This window comes from Actinospineispora spinosispora DSM 44797 (genome assembly GCF_000429025.1).
Taxonomy (GTDB): Bacteria; Actinomycetota; Actinomycetes; order Mycobacteriales; family Pseudonocardiaceae; genus Pseudonocardia; species Pseudonocardia spinosispora.
In genome coordinates this window covers 1-23,659 of record NZ_KE386837.1, presented here as the reverse complement: position 1 = coordinate 23,659, position 23,659 = coordinate 1, and the positions used below count along the sequence as shown (strand labels likewise).

General features: G+C 70.4%; 23 protein-coding genes. 4 read left to right on the top strand and 19 right to left on the bottom strand.

Annotation, left to right across the window (positions count from 1 at the left end; translation table 11 throughout):
- Positions 1-162: 162 nt before the first annotated feature.
- The 5 genes from G406_RS0138945 to G406_RS0138925 form a co-directional block, all read right to left on the bottom strand.
- A complete protein-coding gene (locus tag G406_RS0138945) occupies positions 163-1,215 on the bottom strand; it encodes a P1 family peptidase (protein WP_037081053.1) in 1,053 nt (350 codons plus the stop codon).
- 107 nt (positions 1,216-1,322) lie between these two features.
- Positions 1,323-2,159, bottom strand: coding sequence for an SRPBCC family protein (locus G406_RS0138940; protein WP_028938052.1), 837 nt, complete (start codon positions 2,157-2,159; stop codon positions 1,323-1,325).
- Positions 2,160-2,249: 90 nt separating this feature from the next.
- Positions 2,250-3,110 carry an FAD binding domain-containing protein gene (locus G406_RS0138935; protein ID WP_028938051.1) on the bottom strand — a complete coding sequence of 287 codons (861 nt, stop codon included), beginning with the start codon at positions 3,108-3,110 and terminating at the stop codon, positions 2,250-2,252.
- Entirely contained in the window at positions 3,107-5,614 is a 2,508-nt protein-coding gene (locus G406_RS0138930; protein ID WP_028938050.1) for a xanthine dehydrogenase family protein molybdopterin-binding subunit, read from the bottom strand. The genes G406_RS0138935 and G406_RS0138930 overlap by 4 nt, the downstream gene beginning before the upstream one ends.
- A 1-nt stretch (position 5,615) precedes the next feature.
- Complete coding sequence (locus G406_RS0138925) at positions 5,616-6,131, bottom strand: (2Fe-2S)-binding protein (RefSeq protein ID WP_028938049.1); 516 nt, start codon at positions 6,129-6,131, stop codon at positions 5,616-5,618.
- 357 nt (positions 6,132-6,488) lie between these two features.
- Between G406_RS0138925 and G406_RS0138920 the strand changes: the two genes are divergently transcribed.
- Positions 6,489-7,055, top strand: a complete 567-nt coding sequence (locus tag G406_RS0138920) for a DUF5134 domain-containing protein (protein WP_084216728.1) — start codon at positions 6,489-6,491, stop codon at positions 7,053-7,055.
- A 41-nt stretch (positions 7,056-7,096) separates the two neighbouring features.
- Here G406_RS0138920 and mftF read toward each other — a convergent pair whose 3' ends face one another.
- A complete protein-coding gene (gene mftF / locus G406_RS0138915; protein WP_028938047.1) occupies positions 7,097-8,524 on the bottom strand; it encodes a mycofactocin biosynthesis glycosyltransferase MftF in 1,428 nt (475 codons plus the stop codon).
- A gap of 114 nt (positions 8,525-8,638) precedes the next feature.
- On the opposite strand from mftF, the gene G406_RS0138910 reads away from it, so the two are divergent.
- Positions 8,639-9,799 (top strand): alkaline phosphatase family protein, encoded by a 1,161-nt coding sequence (locus tag G406_RS0138910; protein WP_037080936.1) that lies wholly within the window; start codon positions 8,639-8,641, stop codon positions 9,797-9,799.
- Between the two features lie 217 nt (positions 9,800-10,016).
- On the opposite strand, the gene G406_RS0138905 is transcribed toward G406_RS0138910, so the two are convergent.
- The 10 genes from G406_RS0138905 to mftA all read right to left on the bottom strand — a co-directional run bounded on the left by G406_RS0138905 (position 10,017) and on the right by mftA (position 18,271).
- Positions 10,017-10,430, bottom strand: coding sequence for a nucleotidyltransferase family protein (locus G406_RS0138905; protein WP_028938045.1), 414 nt, complete (start codon positions 10,428-10,430; stop codon positions 10,017-10,019).
- A gap of 70 nt (positions 10,431-10,500) precedes the next feature.
- Positions 10,501-11,241, bottom strand: a complete 741-nt coding sequence (locus G406_RS0138900) for a DUF899 family protein (RefSeq protein ID WP_084216726.1) — start codon at positions 11,239-11,241, stop codon at positions 10,501-10,503.
- Complete coding sequence (locus G406_RS52570; RefSeq protein ID WP_051343280.1) at positions 11,238-11,666, bottom strand: SRPBCC family protein; 429 nt, start codon at positions 11,664-11,666, stop codon at positions 11,238-11,240. The genes G406_RS0138900 and G406_RS52570 overlap by 4 nt, the downstream gene beginning before the upstream one ends.
- Positions 11,653-11,973 carry a metalloregulator ArsR/SmtB family transcription factor gene (locus G406_RS0138890; protein WP_028938043.1) on the bottom strand — a complete coding sequence of 107 codons (321 nt, stop codon included), beginning with the start codon at positions 11,971-11,973 and terminating at the stop codon, positions 11,653-11,655. The genes G406_RS52570 and G406_RS0138890 overlap by 14 nt, the downstream gene beginning before the upstream one ends.
- A 32-nt stretch (positions 11,974-12,005) precedes the next feature.
- On the bottom strand, positions 12,006-12,683 hold the full coding sequence (mftE, locus tag G406_RS0138885; protein ID WP_028938042.1) for a mycofactocin biosynthesis peptidyl-dipeptidase MftE: 678 nt from the start codon (positions 12,681-12,683) through the stop codon (positions 12,006-12,008).
- On the bottom strand, positions 12,680-14,587 hold the full coding sequence (locus tag G406_RS0138880; RefSeq protein WP_028938041.1) for an oxidoreductase: 1,908 nt from the start codon (positions 14,585-14,587) through the stop codon (positions 12,680-12,682). The genes mftE and G406_RS0138880 overlap by 4 nt, the downstream gene beginning before the upstream one ends.
- A 140-nt stretch (positions 14,588-14,727) precedes the next feature.
- Entirely contained in the window at positions 14,728-16,608 is a 1,881-nt protein-coding gene (locus G406_RS52565; protein WP_245607400.1) for a mycofactocin system FadH/OYE family oxidoreductase 1, read from the bottom strand.
- A 59-nt stretch (positions 16,609-16,667) separates the two neighbouring features.
- Complete coding sequence (gene mftC / locus G406_RS52560; protein WP_037080932.1) at positions 16,668-17,873, bottom strand: mycofactocin radical SAM maturase; 1,206 nt, start codon at positions 17,871-17,873, stop codon at positions 16,668-16,670.
- The gene (gene mftB, locus G406_RS0138865) at positions 17,873-18,169 is read right to left on the bottom strand and encodes a mycofactocin biosynthesis chaperone MftB (RefSeq protein WP_028938040.1); all 297 of its coding nucleotides are present in this window, start codon (positions 18,167-18,169) and stop codon (positions 17,873-17,875) included. The genes mftC and mftB overlap by 1 nt, the downstream gene beginning before the upstream one ends.
- Positions 18,170-18,271 (bottom strand): mycofactocin precursor MftA, encoded by a 102-nt coding sequence (mftA, locus tag G406_RS0138860; protein WP_028938039.1) that lies wholly within the window; start codon positions 18,269-18,271, stop codon positions 18,170-18,172. It lies immediately after the preceding gene.
- A gap of 337 nt (positions 18,272-18,608) precedes the next feature.
- Here mftA and G406_RS0138855 point away from each other — a divergent pair, with 337 nt between their 5' ends.
- On the top strand, positions 18,609-19,766 hold the full coding sequence (locus G406_RS0138855) for a lipid II:glycine glycyltransferase FemX (RefSeq protein WP_169736873.1): 1,158 nt from the start codon (positions 18,609-18,611) through the stop codon (positions 19,764-19,766).
- Between the two features lie 22 nt (positions 19,767-19,788).
- Entirely contained in the window at positions 19,789-20,979 is a 1,191-nt protein-coding gene (locus G406_RS0138850) for an FAD-dependent monooxygenase (RefSeq protein WP_156935384.1), read from the top strand.
- A gap of 127 nt (positions 20,980-21,106) precedes the next feature.
- Here the strand turns inward: G406_RS0138850 and G406_RS0138845 are convergent, their stop codons facing one another.
- The 3 genes from G406_RS0138845 to G406_RS0138835 all read right to left on the bottom strand — a co-directional run bounded on the left by G406_RS0138845 (position 21,107) and on the right by G406_RS0138835 (position 23,335).
- Complete coding sequence (locus tag G406_RS0138845) at positions 21,107-21,811, bottom strand: SDR family oxidoreductase (RefSeq protein ID WP_028938036.1); 705 nt, start codon at positions 21,809-21,811, stop codon at positions 21,107-21,109.
- An 80-nt stretch (positions 21,812-21,891) separates the two neighbouring features.
- Complete coding sequence (locus tag G406_RS0138840; RefSeq protein WP_028938035.1) at positions 21,892-22,833, bottom strand: PDR/VanB family oxidoreductase; 942 nt, start codon at positions 22,831-22,833, stop codon at positions 21,892-21,894.
- 10 nt (positions 22,834-22,843) lie between these two features.
- Positions 22,844-23,335 (bottom strand): hypothetical protein, encoded by a 492-nt coding sequence (locus G406_RS0138835; protein WP_028938034.1) that lies wholly within the window; start codon positions 23,333-23,335, stop codon positions 22,844-22,846.
- Between the last annotated feature and the right edge of the window lie 324 nt (positions 23,336-23,659).

Below are 23,659 nucleotides of genomic sequence, written 5' to 3'. Positions count from 1 at the left end.
CCACGAGGTGCGCGGCGTCACCGGGAGGTGCGCGGGGGCGCCAGAAAGCGCGCAGGGTCACCGGAAGGTGCGCGCTGTTACCGGGGAGGCGCGCGGGGTCATCGGAGGGGGCAGCGGGGGCGCTGGGAGGAGCGCCGCGGCGCTGGGAGGGGCTCGGGGTGGCTAGGGGCTTGCTGAGGGGAAGGTGTCCAGGTAGGAGGGCCAGTGGCCGGCTGAGGTGGTGACCGACTCGGCTGCCAGCGCGGCGTTGACGATCGCCCTGGTGACGCAGTCGGCGCCGGCGGTCAGCAGCTCGTGCATCTCGTCCAGCTCCGGCTCCGGACGAGTGGGCACGGCCAGCGCGAAGGTCGTGTCACCGTCCAGCATGGTGTGCACCGGGCGCACACCGCGAGCCAGGCCGTCCGCGCCGAGGCTGGCCAGCATCGTGCACTGCGCCTTCGACAGGGTCAGGTCGGTGCCGAGGACCGCGAGTGTGGTCGCGCGTAACGGGCCCTCGACCGAGCCGTGCAGCAGGCCCGCCTCCGCCGCTGCCGTCAGCTCGGCGGCGGTCGGAGGCCGCAGTGCGGGGAACTCGCCGGCGAGACCGAACCGGGCGCCGTACAGCTCGCCGCTGTGTGGGTCGACGGCCGAGCCCGCCGCGTTGAGTACCACCAGCGCAGCGACGACCGCGCCGGTGGACAGCACAGCACTGGCCGAGCCGACACCGCCCTTGAACTTGCCGACCACCGCGCCGGTGCCCGCCCCGACGGAACCGCAGCGCACCGGCCCTTTGCCTCCCGGCGCCGCCGCGGCGGTCAGTGCGGCCATACCGGTCGAGGCGTCCGGGCGGGCGCCGAACCGGCCGCCCCTACCGAGGTCGAACACGACGGCGGCCGGCACGATCGGCACGACGGACCCCGGCGAGCCGAGCGGGTAGCCGACCCCGACGGACTCCAGCCCGTTCATCACCCCGTCGGCGGCGGCCAGCCCGTAGGCGCTTCCGCCGGACAACAGGATCGCGTTGACCCGCTTCACCAGCCGCCGGGGGTCGAGCAGGTCGGTCTCCCTGGTACCGGGTGCGGCACCGCGCACGTCCACCCCGCCGACCGCGCCGTCCGGCGGCGCCAGTACCACCGTCGAACCGGTCAGTGACCCGGCCGCCGAGTCGCGGAGCGTGGCATGTCCGACCTGCAGGCCGGGTACGTCGGTCAGGCTGTTCGTCGGGCCGGGGCGCATCCTCGTCACGGTAGTCGCGACACCGCGCATGTCACCTCGGCGGTGAGGTGACATGCGCGGTGTGTCGAGGAGCCCGACTCGGTGTGCTGAGGGGCCCGACTCGCGGGCTAGTTCTTGCGGCCCCTGATCAAGCGGATCAGGATCAGCAGCACCAGGAGCGCCGCGGCGGCGGGCACCAGGCGCTTGAGGACCGGTGCGCCGGCGGTGTCGAGCAGGTCGATCGCCTCGACCTCGCTGCGGGTCGGCTCCTGAGTCACGAGCTTCGGTCCGCTGCCGTTGAGGTTGGCTGCCGCGGCGGCGGGCGTCGCGGTCGCGGTGGCCACACCGGCGGACCCGACCTGGGGCGCCGAGCCGGGGCTCGGTGCGCTGCCCGGGGTCGCGGCGGCCTGGGACTCGGCGGCGGCTGCCGCCGGCTCCTCCTCGGCCTTCGCGGCGGCGGGCTTCTTCGCGGCCGCCGGCTTCTTCTCCTCGGCGGCCGGAGCGGCGTCCTCGGCGGCACCGGGGCCGAGCTTCTTCGCCAGGCAGGACGAGAACTGGCCGACGATCTTGTCGCTGACGTCCGCCATGACACCGCGACCGAACTGCGCGGGCCGCCCGGTGATCGTCATGTCGGTGACCATCTTGATGCTGGTCTGGTTGTCCCCGTCGGCGGTGAGCGTGCCGGTGACAGTGGCCTTCGCGGTGCCGTTGCCCCGCGAGTCGCGCCCGGACGCCTCGATCACGACGGTGTGCGCCTTGTCGTCACGCTGGACGAAGGTGCCCTTGCCCTTGTAGGTCAGCGAGATCGGCCCCAGCTTGACCTTGACGGTCCCGGTGAACGAGTCGTCTTCGTAGGACTCGAGCGTGGCACCGGGGAAGCAGGGCGCGACCTTGCGCGGGTCGTTGAACGCCTCCCACGCCTCGTCGATACCGGCCGGCACGGTGAACGTGTTCTCCAACTGCATTGGTTCCAAACTCCGTCCTGAAAAACCCCGTAGAACGACACAGGCGCCCGCCCCAGCTAGGGCGGGCGCCTGAGAGAAATCCTCGGCTGATCAGCCGGCGGCGGTCAGTACCGCCCGGCCGGTGAGCACCCTTGCCAAGTGCTCACGGTAGTCCGCCGCGGCATCCGCGTCACTCGGAGCGGATGTGCCGTCGGTTGCGTGTTCGGCGGCGGCGCGCGCACTGTCCTCGCCGGCCTGCTGCCCGACGAGCGCCTGTTCGACGCCGCCCGCCCGGATCGGGGTGGAGCCCATGTTGGTCAACCCGACCCTGGCCTCTGTGATAACGCCACCGTCGACCTTGAGTGCCACGGCGACCGCGACCATCGACCAGGCCTGCGCGGTCCGGTTGAACTTCTCGTAGTGGTGCTTCCAGCCGGTGTAGCGCGGGAAGCGGATCTCGGCGAGCACCTCGTCCTCACCCAATGCGGTGGTGAACAGGTCGACGAAGAACTCCTCCGCCGACACGGTGCGCCGCCCGGACGGCCCGACGATGACAAACGAGGCGCCCAGTGCCAGTGCCACCGCGCCGAGGTCACCGGCCGGGTCGGCGTGCGACAGCGCGCCGCCCAGGGTGCCCCGGTGGCGGACCTGCGGGTCGGCCACGGTGGCCGCCGCGTCGCACAGCAGACCGACGTGCTCGGCGAGCAGGTGGTCGCGCACGACGTCGTGGTGGGTGGTCATGGCGCCGACCACGATCTCGTCGCCCTCTTCGCGGATGCCCCGAATCTCCGGGATGCCGCCGATGTCGACGATCAGCGTCGGCGCGGCGAGGCGCAGTCGCAGCACCGGCAGCAGGCTCTGCCCGCCACCGAGGATCTTGACCTCCTCGTCGTTGCCGAGCGCATCGGACAACGCCTGGACCGCCTCGTCCAGCGACGACGGCCGGACGTACTCGAACTGGGCGGGGATCACTGCAGTTCTCCTTGCGGGTTGATCGGGTCCACGGAGCCTAGGCCCGCGCCCGGTGAGTGCACGTCGATCGGGGTTTCCTGGGTGGAACGACCCTGCGCGTCCTGGATCGCCCGCCACACCCGCTGCGGGGTGCACGGCATCTCGATCTGGGCGACGCCGAGGTGGCGGACCGCGTCGAGGACGCCGTTGACGATGGCCGGGGTCGAGGCGATGGTGCCTGCCTCGCCGACGCCCTTGACCCCGAGCGGGTTGGACGTCGCCGGTGTCTCGGTGCGGTCGGTGGTGAAGCTGATCAGGTCGGCGGCCGTTGGCAGCGTGTAGTCGACGAACGTGCCGGTCACCAGCGTGCCCTGCTCGTCGTACGCGGCCTCCTCCCACAGCGCCTGCGCGATGCCCTGTGCGAGGCCGCCGTGCATCTGGCCTTCGACGATCAGCGGGTTGACCACCGAGCCGATGTCGTCGACGCACACGTAGTTGCGCAGCCGCACCCAGCCGGTGTCGGTGTCGACCTCCATCGCGCACAGGTGGGTGCCGTGCGGGAAGGAGAAGTTCTCCGGGTCGAACGTGTACTCCGAGTCCAGCGACGGCTCGACGCCCTCGGGGAAGTTGTGCGAGGTGAACGTGGCGAGCGCGATCTCCTGGATGGTGACGCCCTTGCCGGTTCCCTTGACCCCGAACGTGCCCCGGCCGTGCGAGCCGCCGAACTCGATGTCGTCCTCGGACGCTTCGAGCAGGTGCGCGGCGACCTTCTTGGCCTTCTCGATGACCCGTTCCGCGCACTTGACGACCGCGGTCCCGCCGACCGGCAGCGACCGCGAACCGTACGTGTCCAGGCCCTTGGGCGACACCTGGGTATCGCCGTGCAGCACCTCGACGTCCTCGAACGCGACGCCGAGCTGGTCGGCCGCGATCTGGCTCCACGCCGTCTCGTGGCCCTGGCCGTGCGCGGACGAACCGGTGACGACCTCGACCTTGCCGGTGGGCAGGATGCGGATCGCGGCGTGTTCCCAGCCGCCGGCACCGGCGCCGAGCGCGCCGAGCAGCCGGGACGGGGCGAGGCCGCACATCTCGGTGAACACCGAGATGCCGATGCCGAGCTGGATCCGGTCGCCGTTCGCCCGCCGCTGCGCCTGCTCACGGCGCAGTCCGTCGTAGTCGAACGTGGCCATGGCCTTGTCCGTCGCGGCCTCGTAGTTGCCCGAGTCGTAGGTCAGGCCGCCCGCGTTGGTGTACGGGAACTCGGTGTTGGTGATCCAGTTCTGCCGGCGCAGCTCCATCGGGTCGCGGCCCAGCTCGACGGCGAGCTCGTCCATGATCCGTTCGACGGCGAACGTCGCTTCGGGGCGGCCCGCGCCCCGGTAGGCGTCGGTCGGGGTCTTGTTGGTGAACACGTCGGTGCAGTTGAACGCGTACGACGGGAACTTGTAGATGGCCGGTCCGATGAACGCGCCGAAGACCGGGACCGCCGGGGTGAACAGGCCGAAGTAGGCGCCCATGTCGGCGAGCAGGTCGATCTTGAGCGCGGTGACCGAGCCGTCCCGCTTGGCCGCGACGGTGATGTCCTGCAGCTGGTCCCGGCCGTGGTGACCGGACAGCAGCGACTCCGAGCGGGTCTCGGTCCACTTGATCGGCTTGCCGAGGCGGCGCGCCACCAGCGTGGTCAGCACCTCCTCGGGGATGACCTGCAGCTTGCCGCCGAAACCGCCGCCGACGTCCGGTGCGATGACCCGCAGCTTGTGCTCGGGCAGCCCGAGGGTGAGCCCGAGCATCGTGCGCAGCACGTGCGGGACCTGGGTGGACGACCACATGGTCAGCTGTTCGGTCGTCGGGTCGACGACCACCGAGCGGGGCTCCATGAACGCCGGGATCAGCCGCTGCTGGCGCCATTGCCTGCGCACGACGATCGAGTCCGGGTCGGCTTCGGCGGCCGCGATCGCCTCGTCGGCGGTCTGGCCGCTGGTGGCGCCGGCCGCGACCGAGTCGAACGGGAACGTCGTCCACTTGTTGCTGCCGTGGTCGGGGTGGACGAGCGTGGAGCCGTCGCTGAGCGCGGCCTCCATGTCCAGCACCGGTTCCAGGGGGTCGTAGTCGATCTCGATGACCTCGGTGGCGTCCTTGGCGATCGCGTTGCTGCGCGCGACGACGACGGCCACGATCTCACCGGCGAAGCGCACGGTGTCGGTGGCGATCGAGACGTGCCTCGGCGCGGTGTCGTCGGCGTTGATCGGCCACGCGCAGGGCAGCCCGGACTGTTCGGCGTCCAGGTCCGCCCCGGTGTAGACCGCGACGACGCCGGGGTACTGCCTGGCCGCGGTCACGTCGATCGAGGTGATCTTCGCGTGCGCCAGCGGGCTGCGCAGCATCGCGATGTGCAGCATGCCGTTCAGGACGATGTTGTCGGTCCAGCGCGTCCGGCCGGTGATCAGCCGTGCGTCCTCCTTGCGGAGACGTGCGCGGCCTACCTCGTTCGTGGTGGGATCGGGCGGCAGCTCGGTGGTGGTCATGTCAGGTGCCGCTCGTGACCGACGCCGGGGTTTCGGTGTCGACGTGTGCACCGGGCTTCATCTTCTGTGCCGCGTCCCGCACCGCCTTGACGATGTTCTGGTAGCCGGTACAGCGGCAGAGGTTGCCCTCCAGCCCGTGCCGGACCTCGTGCTCCGACGGGTCCGGGTTGTCGCCGAGCAGGTCGATCGACTGCATGATCATGCCCGGGGTGCAGTACCCGCACTGGAGTGCGTGGTTGTCGTTGAAGGCCTGCTGCACCGGGTGCAGCTTCCCGTCGCGCGCCAGCCCCTCGATCGTGGTGACCTCGCTGTCGTTGGCCTGCACCGCGAGCACCGAGCAGGATTTCACGCTCTGCCCGTTCAGATGGACCGTGCACGCTCCGCAGTTGCTGGTGTCGCAGCCGATCACCGTGCCGGTCTTGCCGAGTCGCTCGCGGAGGTACTGGACGAGCAACAACCGGGGCTCGACGTCATCGGCGTACTCGACGCCGTCGACCGTCACCCGAACCTGTGCCATGAGTTTCTACTCCTCGTGTGGTGTGGTCGCGCCCACACATGCAACTCCGGTTCTCGGGACCTCGCAAGATCGGACGACCGGCCGCCTACCTGCGGGAAGAAACCGTTTACGACCGATGGCCGAAGGTGCCGTTCGTCGCTTCCGCGGCTGCGGATCTGACGACTGATCACAGCCGCTGACGCGGGATTGACTCCGGAGTAGATTCCACCCATTTGGGCCAACCTGAACGGCGATCTACCGCCTACCGTCAGAATCCAACCGGTCAGCGCTGACTTGGTCGCCAACCAGCCAGTTCTGTCCGCACGGCGGGTCTACCTCGTGTGTCAGTACCGCGACCCGCTCGAAAGGGGGACGACGATGCCAGCTTGGTTGGGTGTCGCGTTGGCAGCGTGCTTCGCGCTCGTGGCCGGTCATCGCGCCGCGCGCAAGGACGTCCCGGGGGCGCTCATGGCCGCCGGGATGGCGGTGATGTCCTTCGGCATGGCCGGTCTGGGGCCGACGATGCTGCACGGGCCGGGATGGGCGCTCGCGTTCGTGCTCGTCGCGGTGTGGCCGCTGCTGCACCCGTTGATCATCCGGTGGCGTCCGGGGCGGGTGTGCGGTGGGCCGCTCGCTCATCTGTTGGGCGGCGCCGCGATGGTCTACATGTGCCTGCTGCCGATGCACCACGGCGCAACTGACACCGCGGTGACGGTCACAGCGATGCACGGGCATTCGGGCATGGCAGGCATGTCCGGTCCGATGACGGTCGCCGGACCCACCTCGACGCCTCTCGCGTTGATCGGCTGGGCGCTGGCCTGCTACTTCCTGCTGGGCACGATCACGGCGCTGACCAGGAGGTCACCGAGCGGCGCGCGGGCCAGGTGGCTGCCCGAGGCGTTCATGGGCTTCGGCACGGTCATCATGCTGGTGGCGATGACCTGAAAGCCGTGAGTGATTTGGGCTGTCATGGCAGCCCAAATCACTCACGGCTTTTTCTTGGTGAACATCGGGCGCAGCGGGGCCAGGGTGCGGTTGCGCAGGGCGCCGTACCAGAGGCCGGCGCCGTAGGCCAGGTCGTCCGCTCGGTGCGCCACCAGGTAGCGGAGCGGGTCCAGGCGGGACGGGTCGTGGTTGTGCCGGTCGACGAGGGCCTCGGCGACCGAGGCGACCAGCGTCGCCCGGCGTAGGCGACGGGAGAACAGGCAGCCGATCACGGTCAGCGGCCACCAGTGCCGCAGGAGCAGCCCCGCCGCCTGGCTCAGTGCGCTGTGGAGCCCCAGACCGGTCAGCAGCGTCGCGGTCGTGCCGGGGCGGCGCAGTCTGATCAGGGTGCGGCGCATACGGAACCAGGCGACGCCGGTCAGCGCCGCGGCCCCGAGCACGCCGTAGCGCCGCTGGGACGCGATCAGCAGGCAGGTGGCGGCCATCCAGGGCGCGACCACCGCCGGCGGCACCGAGCCGGGGTGGCGCAGCGCGAGCGGTGCGGCGCCGGTGCCGTAGAAGGCCTTGCGCATCCACCAGCCCACCGCCGCAACCCGGTGCTCGTGCGCGACCAGGGCGGACGGCTCGTACCGCATGCGCCACCCGGCGGCGTGCAGCCGCAGCACCAGGTCCACGTCCTCGGCGACGTGCATGTCCTCGTCGAACAGCGCCACCTCCGTGCGGATCAGCAGCGCGGCGCTCGGCACGTAGGCGACCCGGGTCCTCGGCACGATCGAGCCGGGGTCCGGTCCGAGATCCAGCGAGGAACGCACCCGCTCGTACCGGGCCAGCCAGCTCTGCGCGCCGTTGCCCGGGAGCGCGACGATCCGGGGGGCGGCGAGCATGACGGCCCGATCGGCCAGGTGTCCCAGCAGTGGCGCGAGCCAGCCCGGTTGCGGTACGACGTCGGAGTCCAGGAACGCGACCAGCTCGGTGTGCGCGGCGGCGGCACCGGTGTTGCGAGCCGAGGCGGGACCTCGCGAGTTGTCGTGCCGGATCAGCCGTGCGCCGTGTTCCTCGGCGACCGCACGGCAGGCCGCTGGATCGCCCGAGCCGTCGTCGACGACGATCACCCCGCCGAGCACGTTCGTGGTGTCCGCCAGCGCGACGAGCAGACGCCGCAGCTCGTCCGGCCGGTCCTTGACCGGGACCACCACCGTCACCTCGGACTCCGGCGGACCGAGGTCGGGGTCGGGCAGCGGGTGCCCGATGCCGGCGTCCAGCAGGTGCCGGCACAACCGGGCCGACGTCGCACCGTCGACCTGAAGCTCGCGGCGCCCGTCGAGCAGCCGCACGGCCGCGGGCGCGAGGTGCAGCAACCGCCCCGGCGACAACCCGAGCAGCGCGGCTCCCCCGTCCGCGCCCGCGAGCCGCCGAACCCGCCGGTCCAACACCACCCGGAACCCGTCCGGCAGCCGCTCCCCCACCATGAGCCTGATCGTGTCACGCGCGAGTCGGTGTTCTCAGCACACCGAGTCGGTCGTCTCAGCACACTCACCCAAACTCGGTGGGCCACGACCTCCGACTCGGGTAAGGATGGGCTCATGTCTGGCGATGATCAGGTCCTGCCCGCCTACGGCCGGCGCTCGCTTGCCGAGCTGACGCCGTCGCTGCTCGCCGCGCTCGGCGCCTCGGGGAACAGCAACGAGCTGGGCATCGAGCCCGCCGGCCGGATCTGTCTGCTGCTCATCGACGGGATGGGCGCGCAGCAGCTCGCCGCGCACGCCGCCGACGCGCCGTTCCTGTCCTCGCTGCTGACCGCCGAACCGCTCACGGCCGGTTTCCCGTCCAGCACCCCGGTCAGCCTCAGCTCGATCGGCACCGGCGCCCCGCCCGGCGCGCACGGCGTGCTGGGGGTGAGTTTCGAGGCCTCGCACGGGGAGGTCCTCGACTCGATCAAATGGACGACCCACCGAGGCGGCAGCCTGGTCGACATGCGCAAGGAGCTACCGCCGGAGGAGGTCCAGCCGCTCGACACGGCGTTCGGCCGCGCCTCGGCCGGCGGCGTCGACGTGCGGGTGGTCTCCTCGTACGCGTTCCGGGACTCGGGCCTGACCAGGGCCGCGCTGCGCGGCGGTCAGTACCGGGGGGTGCACGCGCTGGGCGACCTCGCCGCCGAGCTGATCACCGCGCTCAACGCCGAGGCACCGGTGTTCTGCTACGGCTACCACTCGAACCTGGACACGCTCGGGCACGTGTACGGGCCGGGCTCGCTGCCCTGGCGCCTGGAGCTGACCGTGGTGGACCAGGTCGCCGCGCTGGTCGCCGAGTCACTCCCGCCGGACGGGCTGCTGGTGGTCACCGCCGACCACGGCATGGTCGACATCCCCCCGGCGGAACGCATCGACGCGGACACCGACGACGCGCTGCGGGCCGGAGTGCGGCTGCTCGGCGGCGACCCCCGGTCCCGGCACGTCTACGCCGAACCGGGCGCGGCCGACGACGTGCTCGCCGCCTGGACCGAACGACTCGGCCCACGCGCCTGGGTGCTGCCCGGCGAGCAGGCGATCGCGGACGGCTGGTTCGGCCCGATCGGCTCCGCCGCGGCCCGGTCGCGCATCGGTGACGTCGTGGTCGCGCTGCGCGGCACCGCCGCCGTCACCCGCTCGCATGCCGAGCCGATGCTGAGCCAGCTGCCCGGCCAGCACGGCTCACTCACCGGCGCCGAACAGCGCATCCCACTGCTTCAGGTCCGAGGCTCCTGATCTCGGTGGTTGTCCGGGGCCGTCTGCGGCTGGGCTGTGCTGACCTGGCTATTGACCGCGAACGCCAGGTCGACCACCAGAGCGAGGATTCGCTCGACGGCCAGGGTCGACAGGCCATCTGTCGCAGTCTGGTTTCGTCGAGCTCGCCCATCGTCGAGAGTTGATCAAGCAGTTCGCGGTGTGGGCTCGACGCTGCGCCAATCCAGCTTTCGAGGAGTCATCCGGCCAGGAGCTCAAGGTTCAGCTTGCGCATCGGATCGGTCTCCACACGCTCCGCGATTGCTGCCATCTGAGCGTTCGCCAACGCGGCAGGCTCACTCTCGTACAACCCGAACGAGTCGGCGCCGAGCGCACGTTCCCGGATGACCGGGCCACCCCGGTTCAGGTGCACTACGTCGATGTTGTCCATACCGGTGAGGTGAATGAAGTCATCCACCACGGCGAGGATGTCGAACCCCTCGTCGAATTCGCTCAGCACACCGATGTCCAGGTCACGGGGCGACTCCTCGCCTCTGGCCGCGCTGCCGAAAACGGTCAGAACACGGATGTGACGCTCGCGGCAGAGTCCGTCGAGCTCTCCCGACTCGGCGGCGGCCCGCAACCGAGCGAAGCCTTCGTGCGGATCGCCCATGATCCGATGATCCCGGGGTGCATGCGCGCACGCAAGTTTCGTGCACGCACGCACGCACGCACGTGGACAGTCATTCGCGGCAGTGCCGGCCGGCGTAGTTGTTGTGTGGGAGCCAGTCGCCCCGGCCCGACGGCAGCAGGTCCAGGACGTTCCAGACCGGGGACAGCAGGTCGATACCTCGGGCCGAGCGGTCCGGGAAGTCGGCGCTCTGGGTGTAGGCGTGCCGCACCACGGTCCCGTCCCTGGTGAACACGCTCAGCGCCGGCCACTGTCCACCGCCGGGTGACTCCGCCCCGAGGTCCGCTGGCAGGTCCGACTCGTACGCCGATACGAGTCGAATCCGGTCCCACCCCCGGTAGCGGCCGTAGGCGCGCAGCTTGTCCACCGGCGCCTTGGCGACGGCGGCCAGCCCGGCCCGCTGACCGATGTGCGCCGCGACCCCGTTGAAGCCATCGACCCACATCGAGCACATCGGGCAGGCCTCGTCGTCGTCCGGGTGGAACATCAGGTGGTAGACGACCAGCTCGTCGTGCTCGCCGAACAGGTCGGCGAGGGTGACCGCGCGCTGCTCGTCACCGACGACCTCCGTGAGCCGGTACTCCGGCAGTACCGCCCCGGCGGGCAGCTCACGGCGCAGCGCGGCGACCGCCTCGGCCTGGTCCCGCAGCGCCAGCTCGGCCTCGGACAGCCTCCGGCGCGCCTCCCGGTACTCCTCGCTGGCACCCGCGGGCCAGCTCGGCGGCTCGCTGCTGTCGTGCAGCGTGATGCTCTTCAGCTCGGTCCACCACTCGTCGCCGATCGTGGACCTCATGATCCGGTCACCGCCTCACGCAGCCGCTCCAGCATCGACGTCCAGCCCTCCGAGTGGTTGTCGACCTCCGACACCGGGAGGCCGCTGTGCACCAAGATCACTTTCGTGCCGGTCGGGATGGGCGAGAACGTCACCTCCACCGTGCTCTCACCGGGCGCGATCCCGATCGAGGACTCGTCGAAGCCCCAGGTGAACACCACGCGCTTCGGGTGGTCGACCTCGAGGAACTCGCCTCGCATGTGGAACGACCCGAGCCCGGGTCTGCCCTCGTGCACCTGGTGGCACACCCCACCGGGCCTCGGATCGAGGGTGGCCTCCCGAGCGAGCCACCTGGTGATCTTCTCCGGGTCGGTGAAGAACTCGAACACGACCTCGGGCGAGGCCGCGATCTCGATCTCCTTCACGATCGGCTCAGCGCTGCGCATCCTGTCTCCTCTGCTCGGCTTCGGCGGCGGCCTTCAGCGCGTCCAGCCTGTCGTCCCAGAACTGCTCGAAGAAGTCCCGTACCTCGATGAGGCCCTCCACCCGTGCCCGGTAGAGCCGGCGGGTCCCGTCCCGGCGTTCGTGCAGCAGGCCCGCGTCGCGCAGGACCCGGAGGTGCTGGGACACCGAAGGCCGTGAGATGTCGGGGAAGTGCGCGGCGATCGATCCCGCCGTCGCCTCACGCCCGTGCACCAGGCGCAGGATTTCGCGTCTGCGCGGCTCGACCACGGCTTCCAGTACGGCTTGCATCGGACAAACGTAGGCAATGACTTACGTAAGTGTCAACCTACAAACTGGACGCATGCCTCGACCAGCGCCGCGAGCATCCGGTGCCCCTCCTCGGCGCTCGCTCCGGCCGGGTCGCCGAGGACCCCGTTCTCGCTGACCGAACGCACACCACCCGCGCGCATCGCGGGAAGCAGCTCGGCGATCGGCGCGGTGTTGCCCGCCTCCGCCCGCTCCAGCCGCACCTGCTCCGGTGCCAGCGCCAGCATGATCGAGGTCTCGGTGCGCCCGGCATGGCCGTCCTGGACGAAACCCGCTCCCCTGGGCAGCGCACAGCCGTACCAGCGCACGTCACGCCCCTCGGCGCGCAGCAGCTCGACCGCGTCGCGCAGCACCAGGACGTTGCCGCCGTGCCCGTTGACGAACACCAGCCGCGACACCCACCGCCCCGCCGAACGTCCCAGCTCGACCAGGACCGCGCGCAGCGCCTCCTGACCGATGGACACCGTCCCGGCGAACATCTCGTGCTCACCCGACGCGCCGAAACCCACCGGCGGCGCCACCAGGGTCCCGACGCCGAGTCGTTCGGCGACCCCGACCGCCACGGCTTCGGCGATGCGAGTGTCGGTGTCCAGCGGCAGGTGCGGCCCGTGCTGCTCACATGCCCCGACCGGAACGAGCAGCGTGGCCGGGGCCCCGTCCAGCTCGGGCCAGGTCCGCGCACCGAGGCTCACAGCTGCTCCCCCACCCGATGTCCGTCCAAGATCGCCTGGGCGAGCTGCCGTGGCGCCACACAGTCCCCCACGCGATACACACCTCGTGAGTGTTGAGTGTGGCTACAGCCATGCTCAACACTCACGAGGTTGTGCGGCTCGGCGGGGAGAGCGCAGACGACCGCCTCGTAGCTGCGCTGCTCGTGGACGCCGGTCGGGTGGTGCAGCAGCTGGACCGTCACCCGACCGTCCCGCGCGTGCGCGTCGAGGACCACCTGGTCGGTGTGTGTGCCGATGCCGAGCTTGCCGGCCGTCCGGCGGAACCGCTCACGATCGAGCGTCGTGCCCAGCTCCTGCGCGACGACCATCGCGGGCGTGCGGATCTCGACCGTGCAGCCGCGCGCGGCGAGCAGCTCGGCGACCGAGCTCGCCTGGTGACATCCCAGCTCGTCGTAGACCAGCACGTCACCGCTCGGCCGCACCGCGCCGGTCAACACGTCCCGCACGTCACACACACCGGTCACCACCCAGCTCGGCGGCGCCGCGCGCGACCCGGTGGCCAGCACGAGCGCGTCCGGTGCGAAGTCCGCGACGAAGGCCTCATCGACCGCAGTGTCCAGCCGGACCTCCACGCCCTCGACCCGGCACTCGGCCTCGAGGTTGCTCACCACGAGCCCCAGCTCCGCGCGGCTCGGAGCACTCGCCGCCAGCCGGACCTGGCCACCGAGATCGGTGGCCGCCTCGCACAGCGTGACCCGGTGCCCCCTGGCGGCAGCGGTGGCCGCGGCGCGCAGCCCCGCCGGCCCGCCGCCCACCACCAGCACCCGGGCCGAGCCCGCGACCGGGCCGGCGAGCCATTCGCGCCCGGCGTGCGGGTTCTGGACGCAGGCGAGGTCGTGGTTGCGCCCGACCCTGCCGACGCACTCCTGGTTGCAGCCCAGGCAGGTCCGCCCGCCGGATGCGACGAAGTCCGGATCGGAGATCTGACCGCGCACGACACCCACCAGGTCGCAGCGGCCGTCCGCGAGTGCCCGTTCGGCCTGCCCTGGCGTGGTGAACCGCCCGATCCCGACGACCGGCATCCCGCCCGCCGCACGCAACGCGGCCGACACCGGCAGCGCGTACCCGGCACGCTCACCCATCGGCGGGGTGATCCGGTGCTGTGTCGTGCCGGCCACCCCGACGGAACTGTTCAGATAGTCCACGTGCCCGGTCGTGCCCAGCATCCGGGCGATCTCGGCCAGCTCGTCGAGCTGATCCAGCTCGTCGCAACCCAACCGGACGCCGAGCACTCGGTCCGGGCCGATCGTGTCGCGCAGTACCGCGACCAGCCGCCGCAGCAGCCGCGTCCGGTTGACCAGCGAGCCGCCGTACTCGTCGGTGCGCAGGTTGAGCGTCGGGCTGAGGAACTGCCGCACGATAGAGGCGTGTGAACACTGCACCTCGACCCCGTCGAAACCGCCGTCGACGCACCGGGCCGCGACGTTCCGGTAGGCCTGCACCAGCTCGGCGATCTGGGCCGCGCTGATCGCGACCGGCACCTCGCGGAACATCGCGTCGGGTACGGCGGAGGGTGCCCACACCGGTCGCCGCGAGTACCGCCCGGTCGACTGGCCACCGTTGTGGTTGAGCTGCGCGAGCACCACCGCGCCGTGTTCATGGACGGCGTCGGTGATCAGCCGGTAGCCGGGCAGCACGGCCGGATCGTGGCCCCGGATGAGCTTCTCGTACGGCCGATCGTCCGGGTGGACGGAGTGTTCCTCGGTGATCACGAGCGCCGCGCCACCCGCTGCCCGGGCTCCGTAGTAGGCGGCGTGCCGGTCGGTGGGCAGCCCGTCGGCCGCGAAGTTCGTCAGATGCGCGGCGAACACGATCCGGTTGCGCAGTGTCACACCCCGCAGCCGCAACGGCTCGAACCGCTTCATCCCCTCACTCTGCCACCCGCCCAGCCCCCACTCGCCTCGCGGAATCCCCCGACTCACGCTGGATTGTGCTGGGCGAGTCGGGGGATTGTGTGGCGCGGGTTGGGAGGTTCGCGGGGGCTGTGGGGAGAGTCGCGGCTCGGTCAGGGGGCGGCGCGCAGCAGGGTGTGGGCGGCTCGGCGGCCTTCCAGCACGGCCTCGTGGACCGTGCGGGGCGCGACGCAGTCGCCGGCACGGAGCAGATCAGGCCGGGCCGGCCAGAGCCCGTCCTCGGGCAGCCGGTGTGCGCAGTCGATCACCGTGGCGCACTCGACGGATCTGCTCTCCCCGGTGTGCACGTCGACGAGTCGCGCCCGGCCGTCCCGCACCTCGGTCAGCCTCGTGTACAGCTCACGCACGACGCCGGCCCGCTGCAGCCGGGCGTTGGCGTCCGCGAGGTCACCGGTGCGCGACAGCTGGGTCCCCGCCACCGGGTCCTGCGTCACCAGCACACACCGCGGGCCGGCCGCGGCCACCTGCTCCGCGATCCCGACGCCGGTCCAGTCCCCGATCGGATCGTGGACCAGCACGGGCCCGTCCAGTTCGAACCCGCCGGCCACGAACTCGGCGGCCGGGTACACCGCAACACCGTCGCCGACCGTGAACGACGGCGGCGACGGCCGCGAGCCGCTGGCCAGCACGACGTTCGCCGCCCGGTCGACCTCCCCGAGCCCGACCTCGGTCGTCAGTTCCACCCGGACTCCGAGCCGCCGCACCTCGGCGCCGAACCAGTCGGCCAACAGTCCCCACCGACCTCTACCGTGCACGGCCGCGGCCAGCCGCAGGGCGCCGCCGAGCCGGTCGGACCGCTCCACCAGCGTGACCCGACAGCCGTGGTTCGCCAGCACCCGGGCCGTCTCCAGACCGGCCGGCCCACCGCCGACGACAAGCACCTCCAGCCCGTCCGCGCGCGGGACCGGTTCGTCCTCGGTCTCGTGCCCGGTGGACGGTTCGCCTTCGTCGGAGATGATCGGGTTGAGCGGGTCGCGCACCCAGCTGTGCTGGTTCGACAGCGTGCACGGCCGGATCCGCTCGCCCTGACCGGCCCTGGCCAGCCGGACCAGCGACGGCTCGGCGAGCTGGGCGCGGGTCATCTCGACCAGGTCTGCGGTGCCGTCGGTGAGCGCGTCCGACGCCATCGACACGTCGACGACACTGCCCTGCAGAACCATCAGGACGTCCGGCACCCGCGACGCCGCACACAGCTCACGGTTGAACCCCGGCGCTGTATGCAGGTCGGGCCGGGTCGCCGACACGGTCAACGCACTCCCCCGCACCGGCACGACGTAGTCGATCAGCGGCGCCACCGAGGCCAGCACCGCCCGCGAGGACGCCGGCGTGATCCCGGCCCAGGGCGCCAGCTCATCACCGCACAACCGCAGACCGAGCACCCGATCCGGGCCGAGAGCCGCACGCACCGCGGCAAGCACCTCGCGCAGCAGCAACGCCCGGTCGGTGCCGTAGGCGTCGGTGCGGTGGTTGGTCAGCCCGGACAGGAACTGACGCAGGATCGAGTGCTGCCCGGCGTTGCACTCGACGCCATCACATCCGGCCGCAACGGCGGTCTCGGTCGCCGCGACGAACCCGCCGACCAGCGCATCGATCTCGGCCTGTTCCATCGTGTACGGGACCTCGCGGCTGACGACGTCCGCGACCCGCGACGGCCCCCACAGCTCCCGCCGGTGGTGCGCCGACGAGCCTTGCCCACCCGCGTGTCCGATCCCGGCGAGCACCACGGTCCCGTGCGGCGCACAGGCCTCGACGACCGAAGCCCACCCCGGCCCGCACAGCGAGGCGAGCGGCGCCCGCTCGTACGGCCAGTCCGACTCGTGGACCGAGGCGATCTCGGTGACGATCAGCCCGCAACCACCGCGAGCCCGCCGCTCGTAGAAGGCCGCATGCCGAGCCGACATCGCCCGCCCGTCACCCAGGTTCGTCTCGATCGGCCCGAACAGCACGCGCGAGGGAACCCGGCGCCCCCGCACCTCGATCAAGGCTCGTGAGTGTTGAGTATGGCTATAGCCATACTCAACACTCACGAGGGTCAGGGGGTGGGGAGGCCGGCAAGGGGGCTCTCGTTGCACGCGCGGTCGGGCCGGCGCGGCGGCGGGGCGATCGAGATCGGGACCGGCTCACGGCGGTTCACCCGGGAGTTGCGCGGCGCCGAGCGGGAGTGGTCCACGTCGGAACGCGGCACCTCCAGCGAGTCGGACCGCGCGGCGAGCGCCGCGTCGGCGTTGCCGAGCACGCATTCCGGGTCCGGCCCGTCGAGCGGGAGCCCGGTGAAGAACTTCGCCGCCATGCAGCCGCCCTGGCACGCGTCGTAGTGACCGCAGGACCGGCACGCACCGCCGGTCTGCGGCTGACGAAGCTCGGTGAACAGCTCGGAGTTCTGCCAGACCTCCTGGAACCCACCGGGCGACCGGACGTTGCCGGCGAGGAACTGTTCGTGGATCGCGAACGGGCACGCGTACACGTCGCCGACGGGGTCGATCAGGCACACCACCCGACCGGCGCCGCACAGGTTCAAACCTGGCAGCGCCTCGCCGTAGGCGGACAGGTGGAAGAACGAGTCACCGGTCAGGACGTCCGAGCCGCGCGCGACGAGCCAGTCGTAGAGCTGACGCTGCTGCGCGGCGGTCGGGTGCAGCTCGTCCCACACGTCGGCGCCGCGGCCGGACGGGCGCAGCCGGGTGATCCGCAGCTGCGCGCCGAACTTGTCCGAGATGGCTTTGAACTCGTCGAGCTGGTCGACGTTCTGCCTGGTCATCACGACACTGATCTTGGGCTGGCCGAACCCGGCCTCGGCGAGGTTCTCCAGCGCGCGCATCGCGGTGGCGTACGAGCCGGGGCCGCGCACGTGGTCGTTGACGTCGGCGGTCGCACCGTCGAGCGAGATCTGGATGTCGACGTAGTCGCTGGAAGCGAGCTGCGCGGCGCGCTTCTTGTCGAGCTTGATGCCGTTGGTGGAGAACTTGACCCCGACGTTGTGGTCGACGGAGTAGTCGAGCAGCTCCCAGAAGTCCGGTCGCACGGTCGGCTCACCGCCGCCGATGTTGACGTAGAAGACCTGCATCCGCTGCAGCTCGTCGACGACGGCCTTGCACTCCTCGGTCGACAGCTCACGCGGATCGCGGCGGCCGGAGGAGGATAGACAGTGCACACACGCCAGGTTGCAGGCGTAGGTGAGTTCCCAGGTAAGGCAGATCGGCGAGTTGAGTCCGTACTGGAAGTGTTCGGTCAGCTTCATTACTGCTCCCTGGGCTCGATCGTGCCGGCGGCGGCCAGCCCGGCCAGCGCGCGCAGATAGGCGGGCCGCTGGGCTTCCGGTACCCCGGCCGAGTCGATGGCGTCGTGCACACACGGATGCTGGTCGAGGCCGGTGACGACGTCGACCAGCACCTGTGTCTTCAGGAACGACAGCTTGCGGGTGCCGAAGTGGTAGGCGAGCGCTCCGAACGGTTCGGGCCGCAGCGCCACGTCCGGGCTGCGCCGGTACGGCCGGTCAGGATCGAAGGCGCTCGTGTCGTTCCCTGGATCGGTCACCTAGTAGACGCCGCACATGCCGTCGATCGACACCTCTTCGACGAGGTCGGACTCCTCCACCACGGGCTCTTCGACTGCTCGGACCTGCTCGTTCGGGGCCATCAGCGATCCTCCTGGTGTACGGCGGTTATCTCATGCACGTTAAAGACCTGAGGGCTGCCGGGGCAAGAGTGACGGCGGTCTTACTCTCCGCAAACATGGCTGCGATCACCGGGTGGAAGATCTCCGAAACAGGAGACTGATATGACTTACCTGTGTAACGCTGGACCCACGGTCACCGAAGTCACACCTAGAGGCACGGGCAAATCACGTCGCCGACGGGTCCACAGGTCGTTATACATGAGTCAGGCAAGTGGACTGCATACTTAGATCAGTAGGTATGTTCCGTGGCAACTACATCGGCGCTGAGGGGGCGTACCCGGGGGGCGGGTCGACACGCATGGAGACAGACGATGACACGCTCGAACGACCCGTCGACATTCCCAGCCGGGTGGTTACGCAGCACCTAGTCGATCCGCCGGCGGCACTGCTCGCCGAATGGGACCGTCTGGTCACCCGCAGCACCGGCACCGATGTCACGCAGCTCTCGGCGTGGGCCCGGATCCGCGCGATGGCCGGCTACACGCCCTCCTACCTGTTCGCCTACCAGGACGGACGCATCGTCGGTGGCGCGCTCGTTCTGCGGCGACGGCTGTTCGGCGTACTGCGGATCAAGTACCTGCCGTACGGCCCGATCGTGGACCCGGACTCGTCCTGCCCCGCGATGGTCGCTCTCGCGCTCGTCGACGAGCTGGTCGAGCTGGCCAGCCCGATGGGCATGACCTGCATCCAGCCCCCCGAGGGCGCGGACCAGATCAGCGAAGCCCTGCTGGAGCGCGGCTTCCGCCCGTCCCGCGCCGGCATCGCCCCCGCCGGCTCCTACCGGCTCGACCTGACGCCGCCACTGGAGGACATCCGCTCCGGCTTCTCGAAGCGGCTCAAGTCGTGGACCAACCGATGGCCGTCCAAGGGCGTCTCGGTCCGGCAGAGTGACGCACGCGAGCTGCCGCTGCTGCTGGAGCTCATGCAGCACACCGGAGCGCGGCACGGGTTCCAGCCGCCGACGCTCGAGTACGTGAACCTGCTCTACCGCGAGCTGTCCTCGGGCGGTCACGCCGCGCTGTTCATCGGCGAGGTGAACGGCGTCCCGGTCTCCGCGGACCTGGTGACCGTCGTCGGCGGCATGGTGCGCGGCAGGCTCGGTGGCTTCAACGGCGACGGCGAGGCCGGCAAGCTGAGCGTCCCCGCCGCGGTCCGCTGGGAGATCATCAAGTGGGCCAAGGAGCAGGGGTACCGATGGCTCGACTTCGGTGGCCTACCCGAGAGAATGCTCGACGACATGATCGAGCGCGGCATCCACAGCAGTGACGACTGGCCCAACGCGCAGCGCGCGAAGCTGGCCTTCAACGGCACCCCGTTCCGCTACCCGACCGCTGTCGAGCTGATCCGGCCGTTCCCGGTCCGGCTCGCGTACGACTTCCTGCGTCGGAACAAGGTGGGTGCGCGGTTGGTCGCCGCCGTCAAGGTGATGCTGCGCGGCCAGTTCCGGCACAAATGAGAGTGACCTCCCTGTGAAGACGGTGTGTCTTGGTGCCGGCCCAGCCGGCCTGTTCTTCGCCATCTGCGCCAAGCGGCTCGACCCGACCCACGAGATCACCGTGTACGAACGCAGCCCCGAGGGCGTCACGTTCGGCTGGGGTTTCGGTTTCTGGGACGACGTGCTGGACAGCCTGTACCGCAACGACCCGGCCACCGCCCGCCAGATCGAGGCGGCGTCCGGTGTGTGGGACGGCATCGAGGTGCACATCTCCGGCCAGCCGACCGCCTACCTGGGCGGCTACGGGCTGAGCATGGGCCGTCAGCGGCTGCTGGACATCCTGACCGCGCGGGCCCGTGAGCTGGGGATCGAGCTGCACTTCGAGCACGAGATCACCGACCTGACGCAGTTCGCCGACGCCGACCTGATCGTCGCGTCGGACGGCATCAACAGTCCGCAGCGCGCGCTGGCCGAGCCGGAGTTCGGCACGAGCGTCGAGAGCGGCAAGAACTTCTACCTGTGGCTGGGCGCGCACAAGGAGTTCACGGCGTTCAGCTACATCTTCGAGAAGACCTCGGCGGGCTGGATCTGGCTGCACTGCTACTACCTCGACGCCGGGCGCAGCACCGTCATCGTGGAGTGCCCGCCGGAGACCTGGACGGGCCTCGGCTTCGACCAGCTCGGTCCGAGCGAATGCCTCAAGACGCTCGAGAAGATTTTCGAGAAGCACCTGGACGGACACCCGCTGATCAGCCAGATCGCGGACGTGGACACGGTGTCCTGGCTGCACGGCAAGCAGGTCGCCAACGCCAAGTGGTACCGGGACAACATCGTGCTGGTCGGCGACTCCGCGCACAGCACGCACTTCTCGGTCGGCTCCGGTACGCGGCTGGCGATCGGCGACTCGGTCACGCTCGCCGAGAAGGTGCACGAGCACGACACGGTCGCCGCCGCGCTCGCCGCCTACGACGCCGAGCGCCGCCCGGTGATCGCGCGCGTGCAGGGCGAGGCACTGCGCAGCATGCGCTTCCTGGAAGGCGCACCGGAGCTGCTCGCCGCAAACCCGGACAGCGTGCAGTTCGCGCACGCCATCTCGAAGCGGCTGGGCAGCCGGGGCGCGAAGTGGCGCTACTACCTGCACCTGGCGACGCAGGTGAAGGTCCTGCGCGCGGCACGCGGAAAGCTCACGGCCGCGCGCCGGGCCAAGCGGATCAAGGCCCGAGCCGCACTCTGACCTCGTGAGTGCTGAGGCCGTCTACCCCGAAGGGGCGCGAAGCGTAGCCGCTCTACGCACTCACGACAGCTTTTCCGTCGTGAGTACGTAGACCGGCTATAGGCGGCCTCAGCACTCACGACGCCTGTCAGGCGGGCAGCCCCGGGTAGAGGTTCTCCAGACCCGCGGAGAGCACTTCCCTGACCTTGCGGCTCTTCTCGTCCGCCACGACCTCCAGCGCGCGCTGTTCGATGCCGTCGAGCGCCTGCTTCGCCACCCCGACAGGGTCGACCTTGTCCGAGTCCGCGACGTAGTCGGCCATGTCGGTGGCCATGTACCCGACGTGCAGGGCGGTCACGTCGATGCCGGACGGCGCGAGCTCCTGCCGGATCACGTTGGTCATCGCCAGCTCGGCCGCCTTCGCGGCGCTGTATCCGCCGTAGCCGGGGTAGTGCGCCCAGGCGAGCAGGGACAGCACGTTCAGGATCGCCCCACCGCCGTTGCCCTTCAGTACCGGGACGAACGCGCGGGTGACGTTCAGCGAGCCGAAGTAGTGCGTGCGCATCTCCAGCTCGATCTGCGCCATGTCCCCGTCGACCAGCCCGACGTGCGTGCTGATGCCGGCGTTGTTGATCAGCAGGGTGGTGTCCGACGCCAGCCGCGCGGCCGCCGCGATCGACTCGGCGTCGGTGATGTCCAGCTGGACCGGCACGGCGCCGGGCAGGTCGACCGACTCGGGGTCACGGGCGCCCGCGTACACCTTCGCGCCTCGCTCCAGCAGCTGCGCGGCCAGGTGCCTGCCCAAACCGCGGTTCGCGCCGGTCACCAGTGCGACGGCGTTCTGGATGTCCATGGGTCTCCCTCTCGTGCAGCTGAATTTGTTTCTCAAATCTAGCCTACCTGGATATGAGAGACCAACTCAGATGGGAGTCGTCACAGATCGAGGACGAGACGCTCGGTCCGGGAGCGGGAGACGCAGATCATCATCGACTTCCCCTCCGCCTGCTCCCGCGCGCTCAGCACCGAGTCGCGGTGGTCCGGCGTTCCGGACAGGACGGCCGTCTCGCACGTGCCGCAGATGCCCTCCTCGCACGACCAGGGTGGGGTCAGCCCCGCTTCCTCGACGGTCCGCAGGATGGAGCCGTCGCCGGGGATGGTGAGGGTGAGGCCGCTGCGCGCGAGGTGGACCTCGAAGCCGGTGCTCGGCGCCTGCCCCAGGTCGCCGCGCGGCGCGAACCGTTCCACCCGGAGCACCCCCGCCGCGCAGTGTTCCTCGACGGCCCGCAGCAGCGGTTCGGGACCACAGCAGTAGACGAGGGTGCCGTCGACCGGCCGACCCAGCCACTCGGCGAGTGGCAGCAGGCCGGCTTCGTCGTGCGGATGGACGACGACCCGGTCGCCGTAGCGGACCCGCAGGTCGTCGACGTACGCCATCGAGGCGCGGGTCCGACCCCCGTAGAGCAGCCTCCAGTCCGCACCCGCATTCTCGGCGGCGGCGAGCATCGTCACGATCGGCGTGATGCCGATCCCGCCCGCGATGAACCGGTAGCGCCGCGCCGGTTCGAGCAGGAAGTTGTTCCTCGGCCCTCGGACCGTCACGGTCGTGCCGACGGTCAGGGTGTCGTGGATGTAGCGCGAGCCGCCTCGGGTCGCCTCCTCCCGGAGCACCGCCACCCGCCAGGTGTCCCGGCCCGCCGGGTCACCACACAGCGAGTACTGGCGTTCGACACCGCCGGGCAGCACGAGGTCGACGTGACTACCCGGGCTCCACGGCGGCAGCTGGGCACCACTCGGGCGAGCCAGCACCAGCTCCACGACGCCCTCGGCGACGGAGGACTTCCCGCGCACCACCAGCTCGATCTCCGTCGCCGACATCGAGCGACCCCTATTCGGGAAGGTTGCCGGGCACGAGCGTCTGCCAGGGCATCCCACTGGGAACCGACCCCGAGCCCGCCGAGACCTTGGTCCAGTCGAAGCCGCCGGCGAAACCTCTCGGGTCACCGCCCGCCTCGACCTCGCGCGCCGACTCGATCATCAGCCTGCGCATGCGGACGACCGCGACGTCGGCGGCGACGAGGTGCTCCTTGGTCCGGTCGACGAAGTCACCCATCGAGTCGGTGACCAGCGCGTCCTGCGGGATGAACCCCTCGACGCCGCTGAACGAGGTGCCGTCGGCCATCGCCTGGCGGTCCTGGGTCGGGCTGAGGACGTAGTCGGGAGCGGTCACGTCGGTGAGGGTGCGCCAGTGCAGCCAGTCCGCCTTGTCGATCTCCTTGTCCGGATCGCCGGTGTAGACGTAGACGCACGTGTTCGTGTCGTCGATGGGCACGTAGAAGAAGCCGAGGTTCGTCGGCGCGATCATCGCCCCGAACGGCATGACGAACGGGGTGAGTGCGCCGTGAAAGCGCTGTTAGATCGCGAGAAGGTGGGAGACCTTCTCCTGTGGGCTGTCGCAGCGGCCTGCTGAAGTTGAGGGCAGCTCGAACCGGGAGGTGCCGGCAAGGGCGGCAAGCGGCCCTGACAAAACCGGGACGTGCCAGAACTGCCAGATGGTGCGGGTCCGGCAAACAAGTCGAAGAGGTATACGCGAGGAACTGGCGTGTTACGTTTCCTAAGTGGTCACCGGCTGAAATCTGGCGGATGGCCGGTTGCGATGCGTACCCGTTCTCTGTCGAGGCCGGGGAACTCCTGAGCGGGGATT

What these genes read in the sequence shown, in the direction of transcription:
- G406_RS0138845 (WP_028938036.1), bottom strand. Translation starts at nt 21,811, where the DNA reads ATGGACATCCAGAACGCCGTCGCACTGGTGACCGGCGCGAACCGCGGT.
- G406_RS0138910 (WP_037080936.1), top strand. Translation starts at nt 8,639, where the DNA reads ATGTCTGGCGATGATCAGGTCCTGCCCGCCTACGGCCGGCGCTCGCTT.
- G406_RS0138940 (WP_028938052.1), bottom strand. Translation starts at nt 2,159, where the DNA reads ATGCAGTTGGAGAACACGTTCACCGTGCCGGCCGGTATCGACGAGGCG.
- G406_RS0138840 (WP_028938035.1), bottom strand. Translation starts at nt 22,833, where the DNA reads ATGTCGGCGACGGAGATCGAGCTGGTGGTGCGCGGGAAGTCCTCCGTC.
- G406_RS0138890 (WP_028938043.1), bottom strand. Translation starts at nt 11,973, where the DNA reads ATGCAAGCCGTACTGGAAGCCGTGGTCGAGCCGCGCAGACGCGAAATC.
- G406_RS0138930 (WP_028938050.1), bottom strand. Translation starts at nt 5,614, where the DNA reads ATGACCACCACCGAGCTGCCGCCCGATCCCACCACGAACGAGGTAGGC.
- G406_RS52570 (WP_051343280.1), bottom strand. Translation starts at nt 11,666, where the DNA reads ATGCGCAGCGCTGAGCCGATCGTGAAGGAGATCGAGATCGCGGCCTCG.
- G406_RS0138855 (WP_169736873.1), top strand. Translation starts at nt 18,609, where the DNA reads ATGGAGACAGACGATGACACGCTCGAACGACCCGTCGACATTCCCAGC.
- mftA (WP_028938039.1), bottom strand. Translation starts at nt 18,271, where the DNA reads ATGGCCCCGAACGAGCAGGTCCGAGCAGTCGAAGAGCCCGTGGTGGAG.
- mftC (WP_037080932.1), bottom strand. Translation starts at nt 17,873, where the DNA reads ATGAAGCTGACCGAACACTTCCAGTACGGACTCAACTCGCCGATCTGC.
- G406_RS0138945 (WP_037081053.1), bottom strand. Translation starts at nt 1,215, where the DNA reads ATGCGCCCCGGCCCGACGAACAGCCTGACCGACGTACCCGGCCTGCAG.
- G406_RS0138905 (WP_028938045.1), bottom strand. Translation starts at nt 10,430, where the DNA reads ATGGGCGATCCGCACGAAGGCTTCGCTCGGTTGCGGGCCGCCGCCGAG.
- G406_RS0138835 (WP_028938034.1), bottom strand. Translation starts at nt 23,335, where the DNA reads ATGCCGTTCGGGGCGATGATCGCGCCGACGAACCTCGGCTTCTTCTAC.
- G406_RS0138900 (WP_084216726.1), bottom strand. Translation starts at nt 11,241, where the DNA reads ATGAGGTCCACGATCGGCGACGAGTGGTGGACCGAGCTGAAGAGCATC.
- mftF (WP_028938047.1), bottom strand. Translation starts at nt 8,524, where the DNA reads ATGGTGGGGGAGCGGCTGCCGGACGGGTTCCGGGTGGTGTTGGACCGG.
- G406_RS0138880 (WP_028938041.1), bottom strand. Translation starts at nt 14,587, where the DNA reads ATGAAGCGGTTCGAGCCGTTGCGGCTGCGGGGTGTGACACTGCGCAAC.
- G406_RS0138920 (WP_084216728.1), top strand. Translation starts at nt 6,489, where the DNA reads ATGCCAGCTTGGTTGGGTGTCGCGTTGGCAGCGTGCTTCGCGCTCGTG.
- G406_RS0138925 (WP_028938049.1), bottom strand. Translation starts at nt 6,131, where the DNA reads ATGGCACAGGTTCGGGTGACGGTCGACGGCGTCGAGTACGCCGATGAC.